The following is a 17,016-nucleotide window of genomic DNA, read 5'->3' on the forward strand; positions in this document are numbered from 1 at the left end:
GACTTCACCGGCACCGGACTCGCGCCCATCACCGCCGACCACCTGGGCTGGACCCCGAACCTCATCGACGGCGGCGAATCCGGACAAGTCGCCGAAGGCGACCAGGTCGACACCATCCTCGACGACGGCCCCAACGCCGTCGGCCTCGTCGACCAGGAACTGCTCGCCATGGCCTTCAACTCCGGCGAGATCGCCACCGAAGGCCAATGGACCGCCACCGCCGACCTCTTCCTCCGCACCCCCGCCACCGTCACCCCCGGCGACTACACCGCCAACCTCACCCTCTCCCTCTTCGAATAACCACCCCAGAACACCCAACGGGTGGGCGACGCGAGATTCGCGTCACCCACCCGTTTCGTGCGCTACGGCAGCTTTCGCGCGCGACAATAGTTCGCGCGCGCGCAGCGAGCGTCTCGACCGCGTCAGAGCTTGCGAACGCCGAGCCGCGGGAGCCGCGGAACGTCGACGGCGGCACCGGAGTCGGCGGGCACGATCTCGACCTGCGCCGCCGCGACGTCGATGCCATGGCTCTGCACGATGAGCGGCAGGTCGGCGGGAACCGCTCGCTTGACGAGGGCGAGCGCGACCGGCCCGAGCTCGTGGTGCATGACCGCGGTCGTGATGTGGCCGACGACCTTGCGCTCGGGCGCTTCACCCGACGCGGGCTCGGGTCGCACCTTCTCGCCGACGACCTCGTCGCCCGGAGCGGGCAGCACCGTGTCGCTGCCGTCGAGGTGCAGCAGCACGAGTCGCCGCGGCGGGCGGCCGAGGTTCAGCACCTTCGCGACCGTCTCCTGACCCTTGTAGCAGCCCTTGCCGAGGTCGACGGCGCTGCGCAGCCAATCGAGCTCGTGCGGAATGGTGCGGTCGTCGACCTCGGTCGCAAGCCTCGGGCGCCAGGCCGCGACCCGCAGGGCCTCGGACGCGAGCGAGCCGGCGACCTCGGTGCGACCGGATGCGACCGCTGCCGCAGCCTCGGCGAGCGCGATGCGCGGCACGATGCGCTCGATCCAGTGCCATTCGGACGCCGGGTGGCCGGACGCGTGGGCGTATTGGTGGCCGCCCGGACGCGGGTGCGCCCACGGGTCGACCCAGTCGAGGGCGACGCCGGCCGGCTCGAAGGCCGGCGTTGCGGCATCGAGCGCCGCCACCGACATCGCACCGAGCACGGCGACGTCTGCACTCGCATCGGCGACCTCGACGCGCAGCATGAACCGCATGCGGTCGAGGAACGCCGCCAGCGGCGCGGCTTCGTCGCCCTCGACGACGAGCCAGGTGGTGGTGCCGTCGTCGATGACGTGTGCCGCGTGCTCGACGCGACCGGAGGCGTCGAGCAGGAGGGTCTCCGCGCCTTCGCCGGCGGGCAGGCGGTCGAGGGCCTGGCTCGCCATCGAGTGGAGCCAGCTCAGGCGATCCGGACCGGTGGCGGTCACGACACCGCGGTTCGAGAGATCGACGATCGCGTCGCCGCGTTCGAGGTGCCGCTGCTCGACGATGGGGTTGCCGTAGTGGCCGGCGACGCCGGCATCGACGCCCTCTGCGGCAACGGCGCCCGGGAGGGCGAGGAACGGTGAGGCGGTCATGAGTCAGTCGACCTTCGCGAGACGTGCCGACGCGTGGGTGCGTAGGTCTTGGCCGAGCGCGGCGATGTCCCACGCCCAGAGCAGATGGGCGTCGACGAGGCCGTAGAGGCGCGTGGCCGCCGCATAGTCTTTGGCGCCGCTCGTGCGCATCACCGCGTCGGTCGCGAGGTCGATGCGCGGCCCCTTGACCTCGCCGAGGTAGAGCTCGCTGACGCCGCCGGGGTGCACGAGGGACACCTCGATGTCGAAGCCGCCGTCGGCGTTGCGCAGCGTCTCGACGGCATCGGCGTCGGCGAATCGCGGCTCACCGAGGGCGGGCAGCATGCCGGGGCCCTGGTCGCCCTCGCCCCGCTGCCTGGCGAGCCGCCAGTAGCCGGTCTCGGTGACGAGCGGAGTCGGCTCGCCCACGGGGTCCGCCGGGATGAGCCAGGTGTACGAGGTGTAGTTCAGGTGCGGCAGGCCGTCGTGGCTGAAGCTCAGGCGCTGCCCGAACTCGTGCGTGACCGACTCATCACCGATCTTGTAGTCGATGACGCCCGACCCCTCCCAGACGCCGAGGAGCCAGGAGAGCGGCACGAGCTCTGCCGGGAGATCGACGGGCAGCTCGATCATCGCCACGCCTTCACCGGCACCTAGCGCTGGCCCTTGAAGAGCTTGTAGACGACGACGCCGCTGACCCAGGCGATCGCAAGGCTCGCGAGACCCAGCAAGCCGATGAAGAGGAGTTCGAGGGCGAGCAGCTCAGACATGATCCGAGTCTATCGCCCTCACGCCGCCGTGACGGGCGCCACCGCGAGTGCGGCGAGCGCCACGAGGGCGGCGGCGCCGGCGACGCTCCAGCTCGTCCGCAGCACGAACCCCTCGGGCCGTCGGGTCGCGAACTGCACGACGAGAGCACCGACGACGGATGCCGCGAGCACGACGCCGAGCGCATCGAAGACACCGAGCCGCGAGGTGTCGCCCAACCAGGTCTCGGTGCCCGAATAGGCGAGCGTCACGACCAGGGCGGCACCGAGGAGTGCGATCGCCCAGACGATCGCGATGCCGCGCCATCCGCTGCCCGTGTTCGCGTCGGCATTCATCGTCTCCCCGTTCGTGTCGCGGAGCGCCCGTCGGCGTCCCGTAGTATTGACCGCACCTTACTACTGGAGGGTGTGGCGTGGCGCAGCTGCTGATCTTGTCGCCGGCGGCCAACAACGATGTTCTTCCGGCTCTGTCACTCCTGACTCACCGAACGCGGATCATTCCCGCTTCGCCTGAGCAGCTGGTCAGAGCGCCCGAATCCGATCTCGTCTTCCTCGACGCCCGCACCAATCTCGCCGGCGCGAAGGCCCTCTCGCAGATCCTCCGCACCACGGGCCTCTCGGTGCCGCTGATCCTCATCGTCACCGAGGGCGGCCTCACCGCCGTCACGCCCGATTGGGGTCTCGACGACGTCGTGCTCGAGCACGCCGGCCCGGCGGAGCTCGATGCGCGCATCCGGCTCGCCATCGGCCGCTCGCAGTCCTCGCAGCCGAGCGAGCGCATCCAGACCTCGGGCGTCGTGATCGACGAGGCGAGCTACTCGGCGAAGGTGCACGGCCGCACGCTCGACCTCACGTACAAGGAGTTCGAGCTGCTCCGCTTCCTCGCCGCCCACCCGTCGCGGGTGTTCACCCGTGAGCAGTTGCTCAGCGAAGTGTGGGGCTACGACTACTTCGGCGGCACGCGCACGGTCGACGTGCACGTGCGGCGACTGCGCGCGAAACTGGGCGACCTCGACAGCCTGATCGGCACCGTGCGCAACGTCGGCTACCGCTTCAACGTGCACGAGGAAGACGACCGCGAGCAGAGCCCGGTCGCCCGCTAGTCACGAGTGCAATTCGCGCGACTGCGGCTCCGCCGAGGCATCCGTCGCCCTTGTGAGGGCCGTGACGACCTCGTTCCGCGAGAAGTTGCCGGTCGGCAATGCTCTCGCGCGCACGGCGAGCAGCACGCCCTCCTCGTCGACGACGAAGGTTCCGCTGTGCTGCAGGCCGAGGAATCGACCGAGGCCGATGTCGTCGTGCCCAGCGCCCGACGCCCAGACCTCGGCGCGCGTGCCCCTCGCCCGGCGCACGCTGCGCTCGGTGACGACGGCCTGCCGGGCACCGCCCGGGAGGATCAGCACGAACGCGGCATCCGCGACTTCTCCGGCATCGAACAGTCGCTCGATCGCGCCGGCGTGGGCGAGGCAGACGGGGCACGTGCTCGACCGCATGAAGTACACGATCGCGCGCCGGCCGTCGCGCACCACGGCGAGCGTCGAGCGAAGGCCGCGCGCGTCGACCAGGGCGATGTCGGGCAGCGCGGAACCGACGGCGGGAACGATGGGCTGGGGCATAATGACTCCTCGAGACGCGTGGCGAGCCGGACCGCATGATTGCGCAACCCGGTTGCGTATATTGTCAGGGTGGTTGCGTTCATTGTCAAGGAGGTTGCGTAGTCATGCATGAAGACGCTCTCGACGCATTCACGGAACTCCGGCACGACGACCTCGGCCTGCTGCTCACGGGCGCGGCATCCGCGATGACTCGACGTGCGCTCTCCGAAGTGGCCGCGACGGGGCACCCGCTCGTGCGCGCCTCGCACATCGCGGTCTTCATGGGCCTCGAGGCGACCGGCACCAACATCTCGACGCTCGCCGAACGTGCTGGCATCAGCCGGCAGGCGATGGCGGCGCTCGTGAAGGAGGTCGTGCAGATCGGCTACGTGACCACTCGACCCGATGCCGTCGACCGTCGAGCCGTGCGCGTCGAGCTCACCGATGCCGGTGCCCGCTTCTGCCGCGACGTGGCGGCCGTGTCGCGGCGGCTGACGGCGCAGTGGGAGGCGCGGTTCGGCACCGAGCGACTCGAATCGCTCAGAGCGCAGTTGCGCGACCTCGCGGGGCAATGATTCGCCGGCCCGTCATGCACCCGTGACACCGGCTTCATCGACCCGTCGCAGGCCAATGGCATGATGAGGGGATGACCGCCGACAGCATCCTCGACGACCGTACGGCGAGCGACTTCGACGATGACTTCGAGCCGTTCGACCTCGAGGGCGCGCCCGAGCTCGCGGCAGAGCGCTACCTCGATCGCGAACTCAGCTGGCTCGCGTTCAACCAGCGTGTGCTCGAGCTCGCCGAAGACCCGCGGGTACCGGTGCTCGAGCGAGCGAACTTCCTCGCGATCTTCGCCTCGAACCTCGACGAGTTCTTCATGGTTCGCGTCGCCGGGCTCAAGCGTCGCATCATCACCGGGCTCGCCGTTCCCACGAACGTGGGCCGCTCGCCGCTCGACGTGCTGACCGACGTGTCCTCCAAGGCGCACGAGCTGCAGGAGCGGCACGCAGCGGCGTACCAGCAGCTCGTCAAGCCGGCGCTCGCGGAGTCGGGCATCCGCATCATCACGTGGGCCGAACTCGGCGACGACGAGCATGCGCACCTGCGCGGCTACTTCTCCAAGCAGATCTTCCCGGTGCTCATGCCGCTCGCGGTCGACCCGGCCCACCCGTTCCCCTACATCTCCGGGCTCTCGCTCAACCTCTCGGTGCGCGTGCGCAACAGCCGCACCGGGCGTCAGGAGTTCGCGCGCGTCAAGGTGCCGCAGATGCTGCCGCGGTTCGTGCGCGTCGACCCGGGCGAGTCCATCGAAGACGCCCGCTACATCACTCTCGAAGACCTCATCGCCAACCACCTCGGCGACCTCTTCCCCGGCATGGAGATCGTCGAGCACCACGTGTTCCGCGTCACCCGCAACGAAGACGTCGAGATCGAAGAGGACGAGACCGAGAACCTCATCAAGGCGCTCGAGAAAGAACTGCTGCGCCGGCGCTTCGGCCCGCCCATCCGGCTCGAGATCACCGACGACATGGACGACGTGACCCTCGGCCTGCTCGTGCGCGAACTCGACGTCACCGAGCAGGAGGTCTTCCGCCTGCCCGCACCGCTCGACCTCGGCGGGCTCTTCGACCTCTCGCGCCTCGACCGGCCCGAGCTGCACTACCCGACGCACGTGCCGACGACCGCCCTGCAACTGCAGCCCAGCGAGTCGAACCTCAGGGCCGACGTCTTCTCGGCCATCTCGCGCCAAGATGTGCTGCTGCACCACCCCTACGAGTCGTTCGCCACGAGCGTGCAGGCCTTCCTCGAACAGGCTGCGGCCGACCCCGACGTGCTCGCCATCAAGCAGACGCTCTACCGCACCTCGGGCGACAGCCCCATCGTCGAGGCGCTCATCGACGCCGCCGAATCGGGCAAGCAGGTGCTGGCGCTCGTCGAGATCAAGGCTCGATTCGATGAGCAGGCGAACATCTCGTGGGCCCGCAAGCTCGAGAAGGCGGGCGTGCACGTCGTCTACGGCCTCGTCGGGCTGAAGACCCACTGCAAGCTCGCACTCGTGATCCGGCAGGAGAAAGGCGGCCTCCGCCACTACAGCCACATCGGCACGGGCAACTACAACCCGAAGACGAGTCGCATCTACGAAGACCTCGGCCTGCTGACCGCCGACGACCAGGTCGGCAAAGACCTCACCCGCCTCTTCAACGAGCTCTCGGGCTACGCCATCGAGAAGAAGTTCAAGCGGCTCCTCGTGGCACCGCTGCACCTCCGCAAGGGGCTGCTGAAGCACATCGCGGGCGAGATCGCCAACGCCGAGGCGGGGCGCCCCTCCGGCATCCGCATCAAGATGAACTCGATCGTCGACGAGGCGATCATCGACGCGCTCTACCGCGCCTCGAACGCCGGGGTTCCCGTCGACGTGTGGGTGCGCGGCATCTGCAGCCTCCGGCCCGGCATCCCCGGTCTCAGCGAGAACATCCGGGTGCGCTCGATCCTCGGCCGATACCTCGAGCACTCGCGCATCTTCTCCTTCCTCAACGCCGGCGACCCGCAGGTCTTCATCGGCTCGGCCGACATGATGCACCGCAACCTCGATCGTCGAGTCGAAGCCCTCGTGCGGCTCGCCGAGCCCGCGCACCTCACCGAGATCGACGAACTCTTCGACCTCGCCATGGCCGAGACCACGAGCGCGTGGTGGCTCGACGGCTCCGGCGAGTGGACCAGGCAGTCGGTGGATGCCGCGGGGCATCCGCTCGACGACCTGCAGAATAGGCTCATGCAGCAGATCGGCCAGCGAACGCGTTCTGGGCAGCGCCCGCGCTCAGGACCGAGGCGGTGACCACCGCGGTCTACGCCGCCGGTGCCGTGTGCTGGCGCCTCATCGACGGCAAGGTGCACGTGCTGGTCATCCATCGCACCGTCTACGGCGACGTGACGATCCCCAAGGGCAAGGTCGACCCCGGCGAGTCGCTGCCGCAGACGGCAGTGCGCGAGATCGCCGAAGAGACCGGGCTGGCGGTCGCGCTCGGCGTGCCCCTCGGCGTCTCCCGGTACCCGCTGCCGAGCGGCCGTGAGAAGATCGTGCACTACTGGGCCGCCGAGGTGAGCGAGCGGGCCGTGCAGCGGTCGACGTTCAAGCCGAACGCCGAGGTCGCGGCCCTCGAGTGGGTCACGGTCAAGCGGGCCAGGGGCTATCTCAGCTACGAGCCCGACGTCGAGATCCTCGACGCCTTCGCGAAGTTGCTCGACCAGGCGGTGACCTCGACCTTCGCGATCGCCCTCGTGCGGCACGGCAAGGCAGTCGGCCGCTCCGCTTGGAAGGGCACGGATGCCACGCGGCCGCTCACCGAGCGCGGTGTCGAGCAGGCCGCCGGCCTCGTGTCGACGCTCGCGGCCTGGGCTCCGAAGCGCATCGTGTCGAGCCCGGCCGTGCGGTGCGTCACGACCGTGACGCCGCTCGCAGCCGCGAGCGGCATCAAGATCAAACGGGAAGCGGGCATCAGCCAAGACGCCTGGGAATCGGGCGACGACGAGGTGCGACGCGTCGTGGGCAAGCGGGTGCGATCGGGCAAGAGCGCGATCATCTGCAGTCATGGCCCGGTGCTGCCCGAGATCATGCGCGAGGTGGCGCTTGCCACCGGCACTCCCCTGGGCTCCTACGTGACGGATGCCGCGGGGCTCGAGGCCGGCGCGTTCAGCGTCGTGCACCTCTCGGCCACGAGCCCCGGTTCGGGCATCATCGCCATCGAGACGCACGCGCCGCGGGCCTGACGGCGACGCATGCCGCGTGATCCCGGTCGACCGATCGAAAGATCCACCGAGGAGTAACAGAATATGACCGACGACGTCGCGATCGAGGTACGTCACGACGAACTGGACGACCTGCGAGACCGGCTGCTGCGCACTCGCTGGTCCCCTGATTGGCCGAGCACCGGGTGGGCGGCGGGCACCGAGCAGACCGAATTGCGGCGCCTGACCGCCTACTGGGCCGACGGTTTCGATTGGCATGCGCAGCAGCAGGCCATCAACGACTTGCCCTGGGCGGTCGCGATGATCGACGCGATCCCGGTGCGCTACCTGCGATTCGACGCTGAGCGCACCGGCGCGGTGCCGCTGATCCTCACGAACGGTTGGCCGAGCACCGCGCTCGAGCTCGTCGAACTCGCCCGGCGGCTCGCCGCCCCATCTCGCTACGGCGGCGACGCGGCCGACTCGTTCACCGTCATCGTTCCGGCGCTGCCCGGCTTCCCGTTCTCGCCGCAGCGAGCAACGCATGAAGAGCAGACGCATGAACTCTGGCACCGCCTCATGCACGACGAGCTCGGATTCGAGCGCTACGGAGCGCACGGGGGCGATCTGGGCGCGGGAATCACCTCGAGACTGGCACAGGCTCACCCCGAGTCGGTGATCGGGATCCACTTGCTTGCGGTCGCGGCGCCCACCGATGTCGACGATGCCGCACTGTCTGCACGAGAGCGTGCCTACGTGGACGAAGTGAAGGCCTGGGTGGCTGCCGAAGGCGGTTACCAACATGAGCAGCAGACACGGCCGCTCAGCCTCGCTCCCGCGTTGTCCGACTCGCCGACGGGCCTCCTGGCATGGATCATCGAGAAGTATCGTGCTTGGAGCGACAGCGGCGGTGACCTCTCGTCACGGTTCAGCGACGACTTCCTGCTGACGCAGGCGTCGCTCTACTGGTTCACGAACTCGATCTCCACCTCCTTCCGACCGTATTGGGAGTTCGCAGCGGGCCTGACCACACGTGTCGTCAGGGTGGATGTCCCGACCGCCGTGGCGGTCTTCCCCCGCGACCTGACTCGCCCGCCACGTGAGTGGGCGGAGCGCACCTACAACGTGGTCCGATACACCGAGTTGCCACAAGGCGGTCACTTCGCACCGCATGAGGAGCCCGATCTCCTCGCCGCGGATCTGCACGAGTTCTTCCACTCGCTCCGCTGAGTCGCGCACTGGTGCCGGCGCCACCGGGCGCGAGGCCAGGGCGACAGCGGTCGTTCACCTGCTGTTTACCGTCGTGGCGGAAGCTCGTAAGGCGCACTCATTAGCGTCGCAGGCGGGTCGGCACCGGCCCACACCCTGCATACGAACCCCGGAAGGGAATTCACGTGAATCTCAAGCGTTTCGGCGTGCCCGCCGTTGTCGCCGTCACGGCGGCGATCGCGCTCAGCTCCTGTGCCTCGAACGAAGGCGGCGGAGCGCCGTCGGAGTCGGCATCGACGCTCGCGGGCAACCTCGTCGGCGCGGGCGCCTCCTCGCAGGACGCCGCACAGCAGTCGTGGATCGCCGGTTTCCAGACCGCGAACCCCGACGTCACCATCGACTACGACCCCTCCGGATCGGGTGCGGGTCGCGAGACCTTCCTCGAAGGCGCCAGCGACTTCGCCGGTTCCGACCGTGCGTTCAAGGACGACGAGATCGCCGCCGGCGGCTTCAAGAAGTGCGCGCCCGACTCGAGCCTCGTCGAGCTGCCGCTCTACATCTCGCCGATCGCCGTGATCTTCAACGTCGAGGGTGTCGACTCGCTCGACCTCGATGCAGCGACCGTGGCGGGCATCTTCGCCGGCACGATCTCCAACTGGAACGACCCGGCGATCGCCGCGACGAACCCCGACGCGACGCTCCCCGACCTGGCGATCACGCCCGTGCACCGCTCGGACGACTCGGGCACCACCGAGAACTTCACCGAGTACCTCGGTGCAGCGGCTGCCGATGTCTGGACCTGGGAAGCCGACGGCGTGTGGCCGTTCGAGGGTGGCGAAGCCGCCCAGGGCACCTCGGGCCTCGTCGACGCCGTGACCAACGGCAACGGCACCATCGGCTACGCCGACGCTTCGCGCGCCGGTGACCTCGGCACCGTCGCGATCCAGGTCGGCGACGAGTTCGTGCCGTACTCGCCCGAGGCCGCGGCCGCCATCGTCGACGCCTCGCCGTTCGCCGAAGGCCGCGCAGAGGGCGACCTCGCCATCGAGATCGACCGCACGTCCGAAGAGGCCGGCGTGTACCCGATCGTGCTCGTGAGCTACCTCATCGCGTGCGGCCAGTACGAGGACCCGGCGAACGTCGAACTCGTCAAGGGCTACCTTTCGTACATCGCGAGCCCCGAGGGCCAGGAAGTCGCCGCGACGGACGCCGGCTCGGCGCCCATCTCGGACACGCTCCGCGAGAAGATCACTGCTGCGATCGACTCGATCAAGTAGTAGGTTCGTGCCCGACCCCGATCGTCAGCGACGGGGTCGGGCACGATCGCGTCTCCAGAATCCGGAACACGAAACCCGAGGATCGCACCAGATGTCCGTAACGGCCCCGATCAAGGCGAAGCTCCGCGTCGGCGACCTCATCTTCTCCCGCTCCGCGGTGTTCGCGGGGTCGATGATCCTCGTCACCCTCGCCGCGGTGGCCATCTTCCTCGTCGTGCAGAGCCTGCCTGCGATGGCGGCCTCGAACGAAGAGGCCTCGATCCTCACGACGAACTTCTGGGCCTATGTCGGCCCGCTGCTCTTCGGCACGGTCTGGGCGGCCGCGCTCGCACTGGTCGTCGCGCTCCCGGTCTCGATCGGCATCGCGCTCTTCATCTCGCACTACGCACCCCGCCGTCTCGCCTCTGTGCTCGGATACATCGTCGACCTGCTGGCCGCCGTGCCGTCGGTCGTCTTCGGCCTCTGGGGCATCGGCGTCTTCGCGCCGGCCCTCGTCACCGCCTACGCCTGGCTCAACGAGAACCTCGGCTGGATCCCGCTCTTCAGCGGCACCCCGTCGGCCACCGGCCGCACCATCCTCACCGCGGCCCTCGTGCTCGCCGTGATGGTACTGCCCATCATGACCGCGATCTGCCGTGAGGTCTTCCTGCAGACACCCGTGCTGCACGAAGAGGCCGCGCTGGCGCTCGGAGCCACCCGCTGGGAGATGATCCGAACCGCGGTGCTGCCGTTCGGTCGCCCCGGCATCATCTCGGCATCCGTGCTCGGCCTCGGTCGTGCGCTCGGCGAGACGATGGCGGTGGCCATGGTGCTCTCCGCATCTCCGGTCATCACGTTCCAGCTGATCACCTCGATCAACCCGAACACCACCGCCGCGAACATCGCGCTGAGCTTTCCCGAGGCATACGGCCTCAACGTCAACGTGCTCATCGCGACGGGCCTGATCCTCTTCATCGTGACCTTCGCGGTCAACGCGTTCGCGCGCTGGATCGTCAGCCGCCGCAAGGAATTCTCGGGAGCGAACTGATGACTGTCCAAACCGAGCGCCCCGTCGAGGCCGCAGCTCCCATCTCCAACTCGCTCACCGCCGGCCGGCTGCCGAAGTCGGCGCCGTGGACGATCCTCGTCGTCGCGATCGCCGTCGCGGCCGCCGTCTTCGGCGTCGTCTCGATCGGCACGGGTGCCGGCTTCAACTGGGGCGGCGCACTGTTCGTGGGAGCGCTGCTCTACATTCCCTCGATCTGGCTGTTCTCGACCCTCGTCGAGGGGCGCCGACGCGCCATGGACCGCCTGGTCACCGCGCTCGTCACCGGCGCCTTCCTGTTGGCGATGATCCCGCTCGTCTCGCTCGCGATCACCGTCATCACGCTCGGCGCGGCTCGCTTCGACGCCGATTTCTTCTCGATGTCGATGCGCAACGTCACGGGCGAGGGCGGCGGCGCGCTGCACGCCATCATCGGCACGCTGTTCATCACCGGTGCCGCCGCGATCATCTCGATCCCGGTCGGCCTCATGACCTCGATCTACCTCGTCGAGTACGGCCGCGGCCGTCTCGCCCGCGGCATCACCTTCTTCGTCGATGTCATGACGGGTATCCCCTCGATCGTCGCCGGGCTCTTCGCCTACTCGCTGTTCGCGATCTTCCTCGGCCCGGGCACCCGCACGGGCATCGCCGGCGCCGTGGCGCTGTCGCTGCTCATGATCCCGGTCGTCGTGCGCTCGAGCGAAGAGATGCTCCGCCTCGTTCCGAACGAGCTGCGTGAAGCAGCCTTCGCCCTCGGTGTGCCGAAGTGGCTCACGATCGTCAAGGTCGTGCTGCCGACGTCGATCGCCGGCATCACGACGGGCATCATGCTCTCGATCGCCCGGGTGATCGGCGAGACCGCCCCGCTGCTCATCGCCGCCGGCTTCACCGCGAGCGTGAACTACAACCTCTTCTCCGACCGCATGCAGTCGCTGCCGGTGTACGTCTACACGCAGTACGCCAACCAGGGCAACCCGCCCGAGGCGTTCCTCGACCGCGCATGGGCGGCCGCGCTCACCCTCATCCTCATCGTCATGGCGCTGAACCTCATCGCGAGGCTCGTCGCCCGATTCTTCGCGCCGAAGTTCGGCCGCTGACCCACGCAAGCAAAGGAAACCCGTGTCCAAGCGCATCGAGGTCCGCGACCTCAACGTCTACTACTCGAAGTTCCTCGCCGTCGAGGGCGTGAACCTCGCGATCGAGCCCCGCAGCGTCACCGCGTTCATCGGGCCGTCGGGTTGCGGCAAGTCGACCTTCCTCCGCACGCTGAACCGCATGCACGAGGTGATCCCGGGGGCACGCGTCGAGGGCGAGGTGCTCATCGACGGCAACAACCTCTACGACCCCGACGTCGACCCCGTGCTCGTGCGTCGTCAGGTCGGCATGGTCTTCCAGCGGCCGAACCCGTTCCCGACGATGTCGATCAAAGAGAACGTGCTCGCGGGCGTGAAGCTCAACAACAAGCGCATCTCGAAGTCCGACGCCGACGAGCTCGTCGAGCGCTCGCTCCGCGGAGCGAACCTCTGGAACGAGGTCAAGGACCGCCTCGACCGCCCGGGCTCCGGCCTCTCGGGCGGCCAGCAGCAGCGACTCTGCATCGCGCGAGCGATCGCCGTCTCGCCAGAGGTCATCCTCATGGACGAGCCGTGCTCGGCGCTCGACCCGATCTCGACCCTCGCGATCGAAGACCTCATCGAAGAACTGAAGCTCAAGTACACGATCGTGATCGTGACGCACAACATGCAGCAGGCGTCGCGGGTCAGCGACCGCACAGCCTTCTTCAACATCGCGGGCACGGGCAAGCCGGGCAACCTCATCGAGTACGACGACACCACGACGATCTTCTCGAACCCGTCGGTGCAGGCGACCGAAGACTACGTCTCGGGCCGCTTCGGTTGATCCCGGCGCCGGTCCGGCCCGCCCCGCTCAGTCGCGGGGTGAGCGCAGGTAGTCGTTGAACGCCCGCGTCTCGGCGGCGTCGACGGCGACGGAGGTCCCGTCGAGCCGGGTGACCCCGACGGCGAGCCGCACGCTCGACACGAGCCAGATCGCGTCGGCCGTGCGGAGCTCGGCGACGGGGATGTCGCGGTACTCGGTTGCCCGACCGGTCGCCGCGAGGTGCTCGAAGAGGCTCTGCTGCGTGGTGCCGTGCAGGATGGCACCCGATGGTGCCGGTGTCGAGTAGACGTCGCCATGGCGGAGGATGACGCTCGACGTCGGCCCCTCCATGACGAAGCCGTCTGAGGAGACGAAGATCGTGTCGTCGGCCCCGCGGCGGTGCGCTTCGCGGAGCGCGGCCATGTTGGTGGCGTAACTGAGCGTCTTCGCACCGAGCAGCAGCCACGGAGCCTGCTCAGCGGCGTCGTGCGCGTAGCCGCGGTCGAGCGTGACCACGGCGACGCCGCGCTCGCGCACGGCGGTGAAGTCGTTGGCGCGCGCCGCGTGCAGCCAGGCGGTGGGCGTCGGCCCGTGTTCGACGCCGCGGCTGAGCACGAGCTTCAACGCCCACTCGCCGTCGTCGGGCAGGGCGCTCACGGCGCGGTCGATCGCGGCACGCCACTGCGCGAGGTTCGGCTCGGGCAACTCGCAGATGAGTGCCGAGTTGCGCAGGCGCTCGAGGTGCGGCCCAGTCTCCTGCGCGTGCCCGTCGATGACGGCGAGGGTCTCGAAGACGCCGTCACCGCGTTGCGTCGACAGTTCGCCGACCCGCAGTGCCGGTGCTGCCGCGTCGACCTCGCGCAGCGTGGCGTCGAGGTCGAAGTCGACGGCGTCGGCGGGAACGGGTTCGATGAGCAGGGTGACGGTGTCGGGCATGTACCGATGCTACGCGGATGCCGCGGGATGGCCGCCGGCCCCGAGGCATCCGCTGCATCGGCAAGCTCGGCCGGAGTCGGGAGACGGAAATGGCCGGCCGCAGAACGCCTCTCGGCGCGAGGCCGCTCGGAGCGGCGAATATTGGAGCCCGGGGTTACTGCGGCCGGCCACGTCAATTGTAAACGAGGTCGGGTGGGGTTTCATTCCCGCCCGCCGGCGATGTTCAGTCGAGCGCGTCGCGTCGCCAGAGTCGCGCGCACGAGGAGAGCTCGTCGGCGAGCTCGGTGAGGCGGTAGGCGCGGGTGGTGAGCGCCGAGGAGCGATCGGCGTGCACGGAATCGCTCGCGTCGGCGTCGTCGGCGAGACTCGCCGAGCCTGCCGCCGCCACTCTCGCGAACGCCGCGGCCCGTTCGAGCGCGACCGCGAAGTCTCCGGTGAACAGGCCGCGCAGGATGCGGTCGGCGAGGTCACGGACCTCGTCGGCTCCGGCGGGAACCGGGGCGCCGGCGACGACCTGGTCGATCGTGTGCGACACCTCGGTGCCGCGCTGGAACGCGAGGCTGAGGCTCAGCGGATCCTGCCGGATGAGCGTGCGCAGGAGGTAGACGCGCCAGAGCGCGCCGGGCAGGCTCTTGGCCGACGCCCTCGACCAGAGTTCGGCGATCGCGTCGATGCCGTGCTCGTCGGTGTACGAGACGAGCCGGCCGACGACATCGGGATCGGGGTCGGCGCGGACCCGCGAGAGCACGGCGGCCGCCGTGTCGTGGGCGACCCTGCTGAGGTGCGCGGGGTCTTCCGCTCCCTGGAAGCCCTCGAACATGCCGGGCGGGAACTTGGTGGGGCGAGTGAAATCTGAAGCCATCGCCGCACACCTTACCCGCCTTCTCCGGGAGCTGTCGAAGAGCGGTCGTGTGCCCTGTTCTGGGTGCAGCACATCGCTCGATGCCCGGCGCCGTCTGCCAGGGCCGGAGGTCACGAACGGGCGCCGGCAATGCCGTGCTCGAAGGCCCAGATCACGACATGCACCCGATCGGGCAGGTCGAGCTTGCCGAGGATCGAGCGCACGTGGGTCTTCACGGTGTTGCCGGTCAAGTAGAGGCGTTCGGCGACCTGCTCGTTCGAGGCGCCGGTGATCAGCAGCATCAGCACCTCCCGCTCGCGCGGAGTGAGCCCCTCGAGCAGCTGCTCGGCGTCATGCGGGGCCGGTGCCCGCGCCACGAAGTCCAGCAGGCTCGCGGTCGCCCGAGGCGCGAGCACCGCATCGCCCACGTGCACGGCCCTGATCGCTGCGGCGATCTCGTCACTCGAGGCGTCTTTCGTGAGGAAGCCGCCGGCGCCGGCGCGGATCGCGGCGAACACGTAGTCGTCGAGGTCGTAGGTGGTGAGGATCAGCACCCGGGTGCCGGGTTGATCGGCCATGAGGCGGCGCGTCGTCTCGATGCCGTCGAGCCGCGGCATCCTGATGTCCATCAGCACCACGTCGAGCCGGTGGGCGCGCGCCGACTCGAGCAGCTCGGTTCCGTCGGCCGCGACCACGACGAGCTCGAGGTCGTCGTGCGCCTCGATCATCACCGCGACCGCCGAGCGGATCAGCGCCTGGTCGTCGGCGATGGCCACGCGGATGCGCGCCGGCGCTGACATGTCGGCGGCAGTCACTGCGACTGCCCGTCGACGGGTGCCAGCGGAAGGGTGGCGCGGGTGCGCCACCCGGGCCCGACGCCGAGGGGGCCGGTCTCGAGGCTGCCGCCGCGCTGCTCGACGCGGTCGCGCATGCCTCGGATGCCGCGGCCACCGCCGGGCGACGTCGTCGGCGCGTGCGGAGTCGTTGCGCCCGAGCCGCCGTCGTCGTCGACGGTGACGACGAGTGCGCGGTCGCTCCATTCGAGGTGCACCTCGCTTCGGCCGGGTGCCGTCGTGTGCTTCAGGGTGTTCGTGAGCGATTCCTGCACGACCCGGTACACCGTGAGGCCGACGCCGGGGCTGACTGGATGCGGACTGCCCAGCTCGGCGAAGTCCACGGTGCGGCCTGCTCCCGACGCACGAGCGACGAGATGCTGCAAGTCGGCGAGGTCGGGGCTCGGCTGCCGGGCGGCGAGCGCGGCGTCATCGCCCGGAGCGCCGGGGTTCGACTCGGCGAGCACGGAGACGAGCCCGCGCATGTCGGCCATCGCATTACGACCGGTCGAGACGACGTGCTCGATCGCCGTGCGCGCCTTCGCCTCGTCGCGCCCGAGGAGCAGCCTCGAGGCCTCGGCCTGGGCGACCATGACGGCGAGCGAATGGGAGATGACGTCGTGCAGCTCGCGGCCGAGTCGGCGACGGTCGTCGGCCGCGGCTTCGCGTTCCTGTCGTGCCCGGAGCTCGGCAGCCTGCTCCCGGGCGAGTTCCCTGGCGGCGCGCGTGCGCGTGAACTCGAGCCGGTACCGCCCGAGCGCCCAGGCCGCCCCGATCGAGGCGACGAGGAATCCGGCGAGCGCGATCAGGACCCCCGGCTCGGGACGCATCGAGGCAGCTCCGCCGTGGGCGATCGCCACGACGGTGATCATCGCCGCGCCGCCGAGCCCGAACACGAGCACGGCGATATCGGCACGACGGGCACCGCTCGTGGCCGCGGTGAACACGAAGACGAGGTACACGACGCTGCTCGGCACCAGCACCGCGACGGCGGGAGTGCCCGGCAGGCTGGCGCCGACGAGCGCGAGCATGATCGCCGAAGCGATCACGAGGCCCGCGAACGGTGCGCGCCGGCGCAGTGCCGTCCCGATGTGCAATGCGATGAAGAGAGCGATGACCACGAGAGCCCACGTACCATCGCCCTTCTCCTGCACCGCACGAAGCACCTCGACCACGGTGATCGGCAGCAGCGCCGCCGCGATCGCGACCGCCCAGACCACGTCGGCGAGCGACGGTGCGAGCCGCGAGCGAGACGACCGCGTGTGCGCGGCGTCGCCCTCCGGCGGCTCGCCCGGCGACGGCTCGCCCAGCGGCCCGCCTGGCGAGGTCGGCGACGGAGTGGAGGAACGCGAGCTGGCAACCATT

The 17,016-nt window shown here is 69.3% G+C and carries 17 protein-coding genes and 1 pseudogene; 10 read left to right on the plus strand and 8 right to left on the minus strand.

Annotated elements, in window-relative coordinates:
* Window positions 1-300 (plus strand): annotated as a pseudogene (locus H521_RS26125) (hypothetical protein); the annotation flags it as partial.
* Window positions 301-422: 122 nt separating this feature from the next.
* Here H521_RS26125 and ygfZ read toward each other — a convergent pair.
* The 3 genes from ygfZ to H521_RS0116325 all read right to left on the minus strand — a co-directional run bounded on the left by ygfZ (window position 423) and on the right by H521_RS0116325 (window position 2,665).
* Window positions 423-1,583 carry a CAF17-like 4Fe-4S cluster assembly/insertion protein YgfZ gene (gene ygfZ / locus H521_RS0116310; RefSeq protein WP_022894090.1) on the minus strand — a complete coding sequence of 387 codons (1,161 nt, stop codon included), beginning with the start codon at window positions 1,581-1,583 and terminating at the stop codon, window positions 423-425.
* Between the two features lie 3 nt (window positions 1,584-1,586).
* Window positions 1,587-2,195, minus strand: a complete 609-nt coding sequence (locus H521_RS0116315) for a nitrobindin family protein (protein ID WP_022894091.1) — start codon at window positions 2,193-2,195, stop codon at window positions 1,587-1,589.
* A gap of 155 nt (window positions 2,196-2,350) precedes the next feature.
* Entirely contained in the window at window positions 2,351-2,665 is a 315-nt protein-coding gene (locus tag H521_RS0116325; protein WP_022894092.1) for a hypothetical protein, read from the minus strand.
* A gap of 77 nt (window positions 2,666-2,742) precedes the next feature.
* Here H521_RS0116325 and H521_RS0116330 point away from each other — a divergent pair, with 77 nt between their 5' ends.
* On the plus strand, window positions 2,743-3,432 hold the full coding sequence (locus tag H521_RS0116330; protein ID WP_022894093.1) for a response regulator transcription factor: 690 nt from the start codon (window positions 2,743-2,745) through the stop codon (window positions 3,430-3,432).
* Here H521_RS0116330 and H521_RS0116335 read toward each other — a convergent pair whose 3' ends face one another.
* The gene (locus tag H521_RS0116335; RefSeq protein WP_022894094.1) at window positions 3,433-3,945 is read right to left on the minus strand and encodes a thioredoxin domain-containing protein; all 513 of its coding nucleotides are present in this window, start codon (window positions 3,943-3,945) and stop codon (window positions 3,433-3,435) included. It abuts the gene before it with no gap.
* Between the two features lie 104 nt (window positions 3,946-4,049).
* Between H521_RS0116335 and H521_RS23900 the strand changes: the two genes are divergently transcribed.
* The 8 genes from H521_RS23900 (at window position 4,050) to pstB (ending at window position 13,062) form a co-directional block, all read left to right on the plus strand.
* The gene (locus H521_RS23900) at window positions 4,050-4,499 is read left to right on the plus strand and encodes a MarR family winged helix-turn-helix transcriptional regulator (RefSeq protein ID WP_022894095.1); all 450 of its coding nucleotides are present in this window, start codon (window positions 4,050-4,052) and stop codon (window positions 4,497-4,499) included.
* Between the two features lie 71 nt (window positions 4,500-4,570).
* The gene (locus H521_RS0116345) at window positions 4,571-6,763 is read left to right on the plus strand and encodes an RNA degradosome polyphosphate kinase (RefSeq protein ID WP_022894096.1); all 2,193 of its coding nucleotides are present in this window, start codon (window positions 4,571-4,573) and stop codon (window positions 6,761-6,763) included.
* A complete protein-coding gene (locus H521_RS0116350) occupies window positions 6,760-7,695 on the plus strand; it encodes an NUDIX hydrolase (RefSeq protein ID WP_022894097.1) in 936 nt (311 codons plus the stop codon). Before H521_RS0116345 ends, H521_RS0116350 begins: the two co-directional genes overlap by 4 nt.
* A 63-nt stretch (window positions 7,696-7,758) precedes the next feature.
* Entirely contained in the window at window positions 7,759-8,883 is a 1,125-nt protein-coding gene (locus H521_RS0116355) for an epoxide hydrolase family protein (protein ID WP_022894098.1), read from the plus strand.
* A gap of 164 nt (window positions 8,884-9,047) precedes the next feature.
* Window positions 9,048-10,139, plus strand: coding sequence for a phosphate ABC transporter substrate-binding protein PstS (locus H521_RS0116360; RefSeq protein WP_022894099.1), 1,092 nt, complete (start codon window positions 9,048-9,050; stop codon window positions 10,137-10,139).
* A 91-nt stretch (window positions 10,140-10,230) separates the two neighbouring features.
* On the plus strand, window positions 10,231-11,166 hold the full coding sequence (gene pstC, locus H521_RS0116365; protein ID WP_022894100.1) for a phosphate ABC transporter permease subunit PstC: 936 nt from the start codon (window positions 10,231-10,233) through the stop codon (window positions 11,164-11,166).
* Window positions 11,166-12,260, plus strand: coding sequence for a phosphate ABC transporter permease PstA (pstA, locus tag H521_RS0116370; protein ID WP_022894101.1), 1,095 nt, complete (start codon window positions 11,166-11,168; stop codon window positions 12,258-12,260). The genes pstC and pstA overlap by 1 nt, the downstream gene beginning before the upstream one ends.
* A 22-nt stretch (window positions 12,261-12,282) precedes the next feature.
* Entirely contained in the window at window positions 12,283-13,062 is a 780-nt protein-coding gene (gene pstB, locus H521_RS0116375) for a phosphate ABC transporter ATP-binding protein PstB (RefSeq protein WP_022894102.1), read from the plus strand.
* 27 nt (window positions 13,063-13,089) lie between these two features.
* Here the strand turns inward: pstB and H521_RS0116380 are convergent, their stop codons facing one another.
* The 4 genes from H521_RS0116380 to H521_RS0116395 form a co-directional block, all read right to left on the minus strand.
* Entirely contained in the window at window positions 13,090-13,977 is an 888-nt protein-coding gene (locus H521_RS0116380) for an aminodeoxychorismate lyase (protein ID WP_022894103.1), read from the minus strand.
* 223 nt (window positions 13,978-14,200) lie between these two features.
* Window positions 14,201-14,839, minus strand: a complete 639-nt coding sequence (locus H521_RS0116385; RefSeq protein WP_022894104.1) for a hypothetical protein — start codon at window positions 14,837-14,839, stop codon at window positions 14,201-14,203.
* 110 nt (window positions 14,840-14,949) lie between these two features.
* The gene (locus tag H521_RS0116390; protein ID WP_022894105.1) at window positions 14,950-15,633 is read right to left on the minus strand and encodes a response regulator; all 684 of its coding nucleotides are present in this window, start codon (window positions 15,631-15,633) and stop codon (window positions 14,950-14,952) included.
* Window positions 15,630-17,015 carry a sensor histidine kinase gene (locus tag H521_RS0116395; protein ID WP_022894106.1) on the minus strand — a complete coding sequence of 462 codons (1,386 nt, stop codon included), beginning with the start codon at window positions 17,013-17,015 and terminating at the stop codon, window positions 15,630-15,632. The genes H521_RS0116390 and H521_RS0116395 overlap by 4 nt, the downstream gene beginning before the upstream one ends.
* Between the last annotated feature and the right edge of the window lies 1 nt (window position 17,016).

The organism is Agromyces subbeticus DSM 16689 (assembly GCF_000421565.1).
In the GTDB taxonomy this organism is placed as follows: Bacteria; Actinomycetota; Actinomycetes; order Actinomycetales; family Microbacteriaceae; genus Agromyces; species Agromyces subbeticus.

What these genes read in the sequence shown, in the direction of transcription:
- ygfZ (WP_022894090.1), bottom strand. Translation starts at nt 1,583, where the DNA reads ATGACCGCCTCACCGTTCCTCGCCCTCCCGGGCGCCGTTGCCGCAGAG.
- H521_RS0116315 (WP_022894091.1), bottom strand. Translation starts at nt 2,195, where the DNA reads ATGATCGAGCTGCCCGTCGATCTCCCGGCAGAGCTCGTGCCGCTCTCC.
- H521_RS0116325 (WP_022894092.1), bottom strand. Translation starts at nt 2,665, where the DNA reads ATGAATGCCGACGCGAACACGGGCAGCGGATGGCGCGGCATCGCGATC.
- H521_RS0116335 (WP_022894094.1), bottom strand. Translation starts at nt 3,945, where the DNA reads ATGCCCCAGCCCATCGTTCCCGCCGTCGGTTCCGCGCTGCCCGACATC.
- H521_RS23900 (WP_022894095.1), top strand. Translation starts at nt 4,050, where the DNA reads ATGCATGAAGACGCTCTCGACGCATTCACGGAACTCCGGCACGACGAC.
- H521_RS0116345 (WP_022894096.1), top strand. Translation starts at nt 4,571, where the DNA reads ATGACCGCCGACAGCATCCTCGACGACCGTACGGCGAGCGACTTCGAC.
- H521_RS0116355 (WP_022894098.1), top strand. Translation starts at nt 7,759, where the DNA reads ATGACCGACGACGTCGCGATCGAGGTACGTCACGACGAACTGGACGAC.
- pstC (WP_022894100.1), top strand. Translation starts at nt 10,231, where the DNA reads ATGTCCGTAACGGCCCCGATCAAGGCGAAGCTCCGCGTCGGCGACCTC.
- pstA (WP_022894101.1), top strand. Translation starts at nt 11,166, where the DNA reads ATGACTGTCCAAACCGAGCGCCCCGTCGAGGCCGCAGCTCCCATCTCC.
- H521_RS0116380 (WP_022894103.1), bottom strand. Translation starts at nt 13,977, where the DNA reads ATGCCCGACACCGTCACCCTGCTCATCGAACCCGTTCCCGCCGACGCC.
- H521_RS0116385 (WP_022894104.1), bottom strand. Translation starts at nt 14,839, where the DNA reads ATGGCTTCAGATTTCACTCGCCCCACCAAGTTCCCGCCCGGCATGTTC.
- H521_RS0116395 (WP_022894106.1), bottom strand. Translation starts at nt 17,015, where the DNA reads ATGGTTGCCAGCTCGCGTTCCTCCACTCCGTCGCCGACCTCGCCAGGC.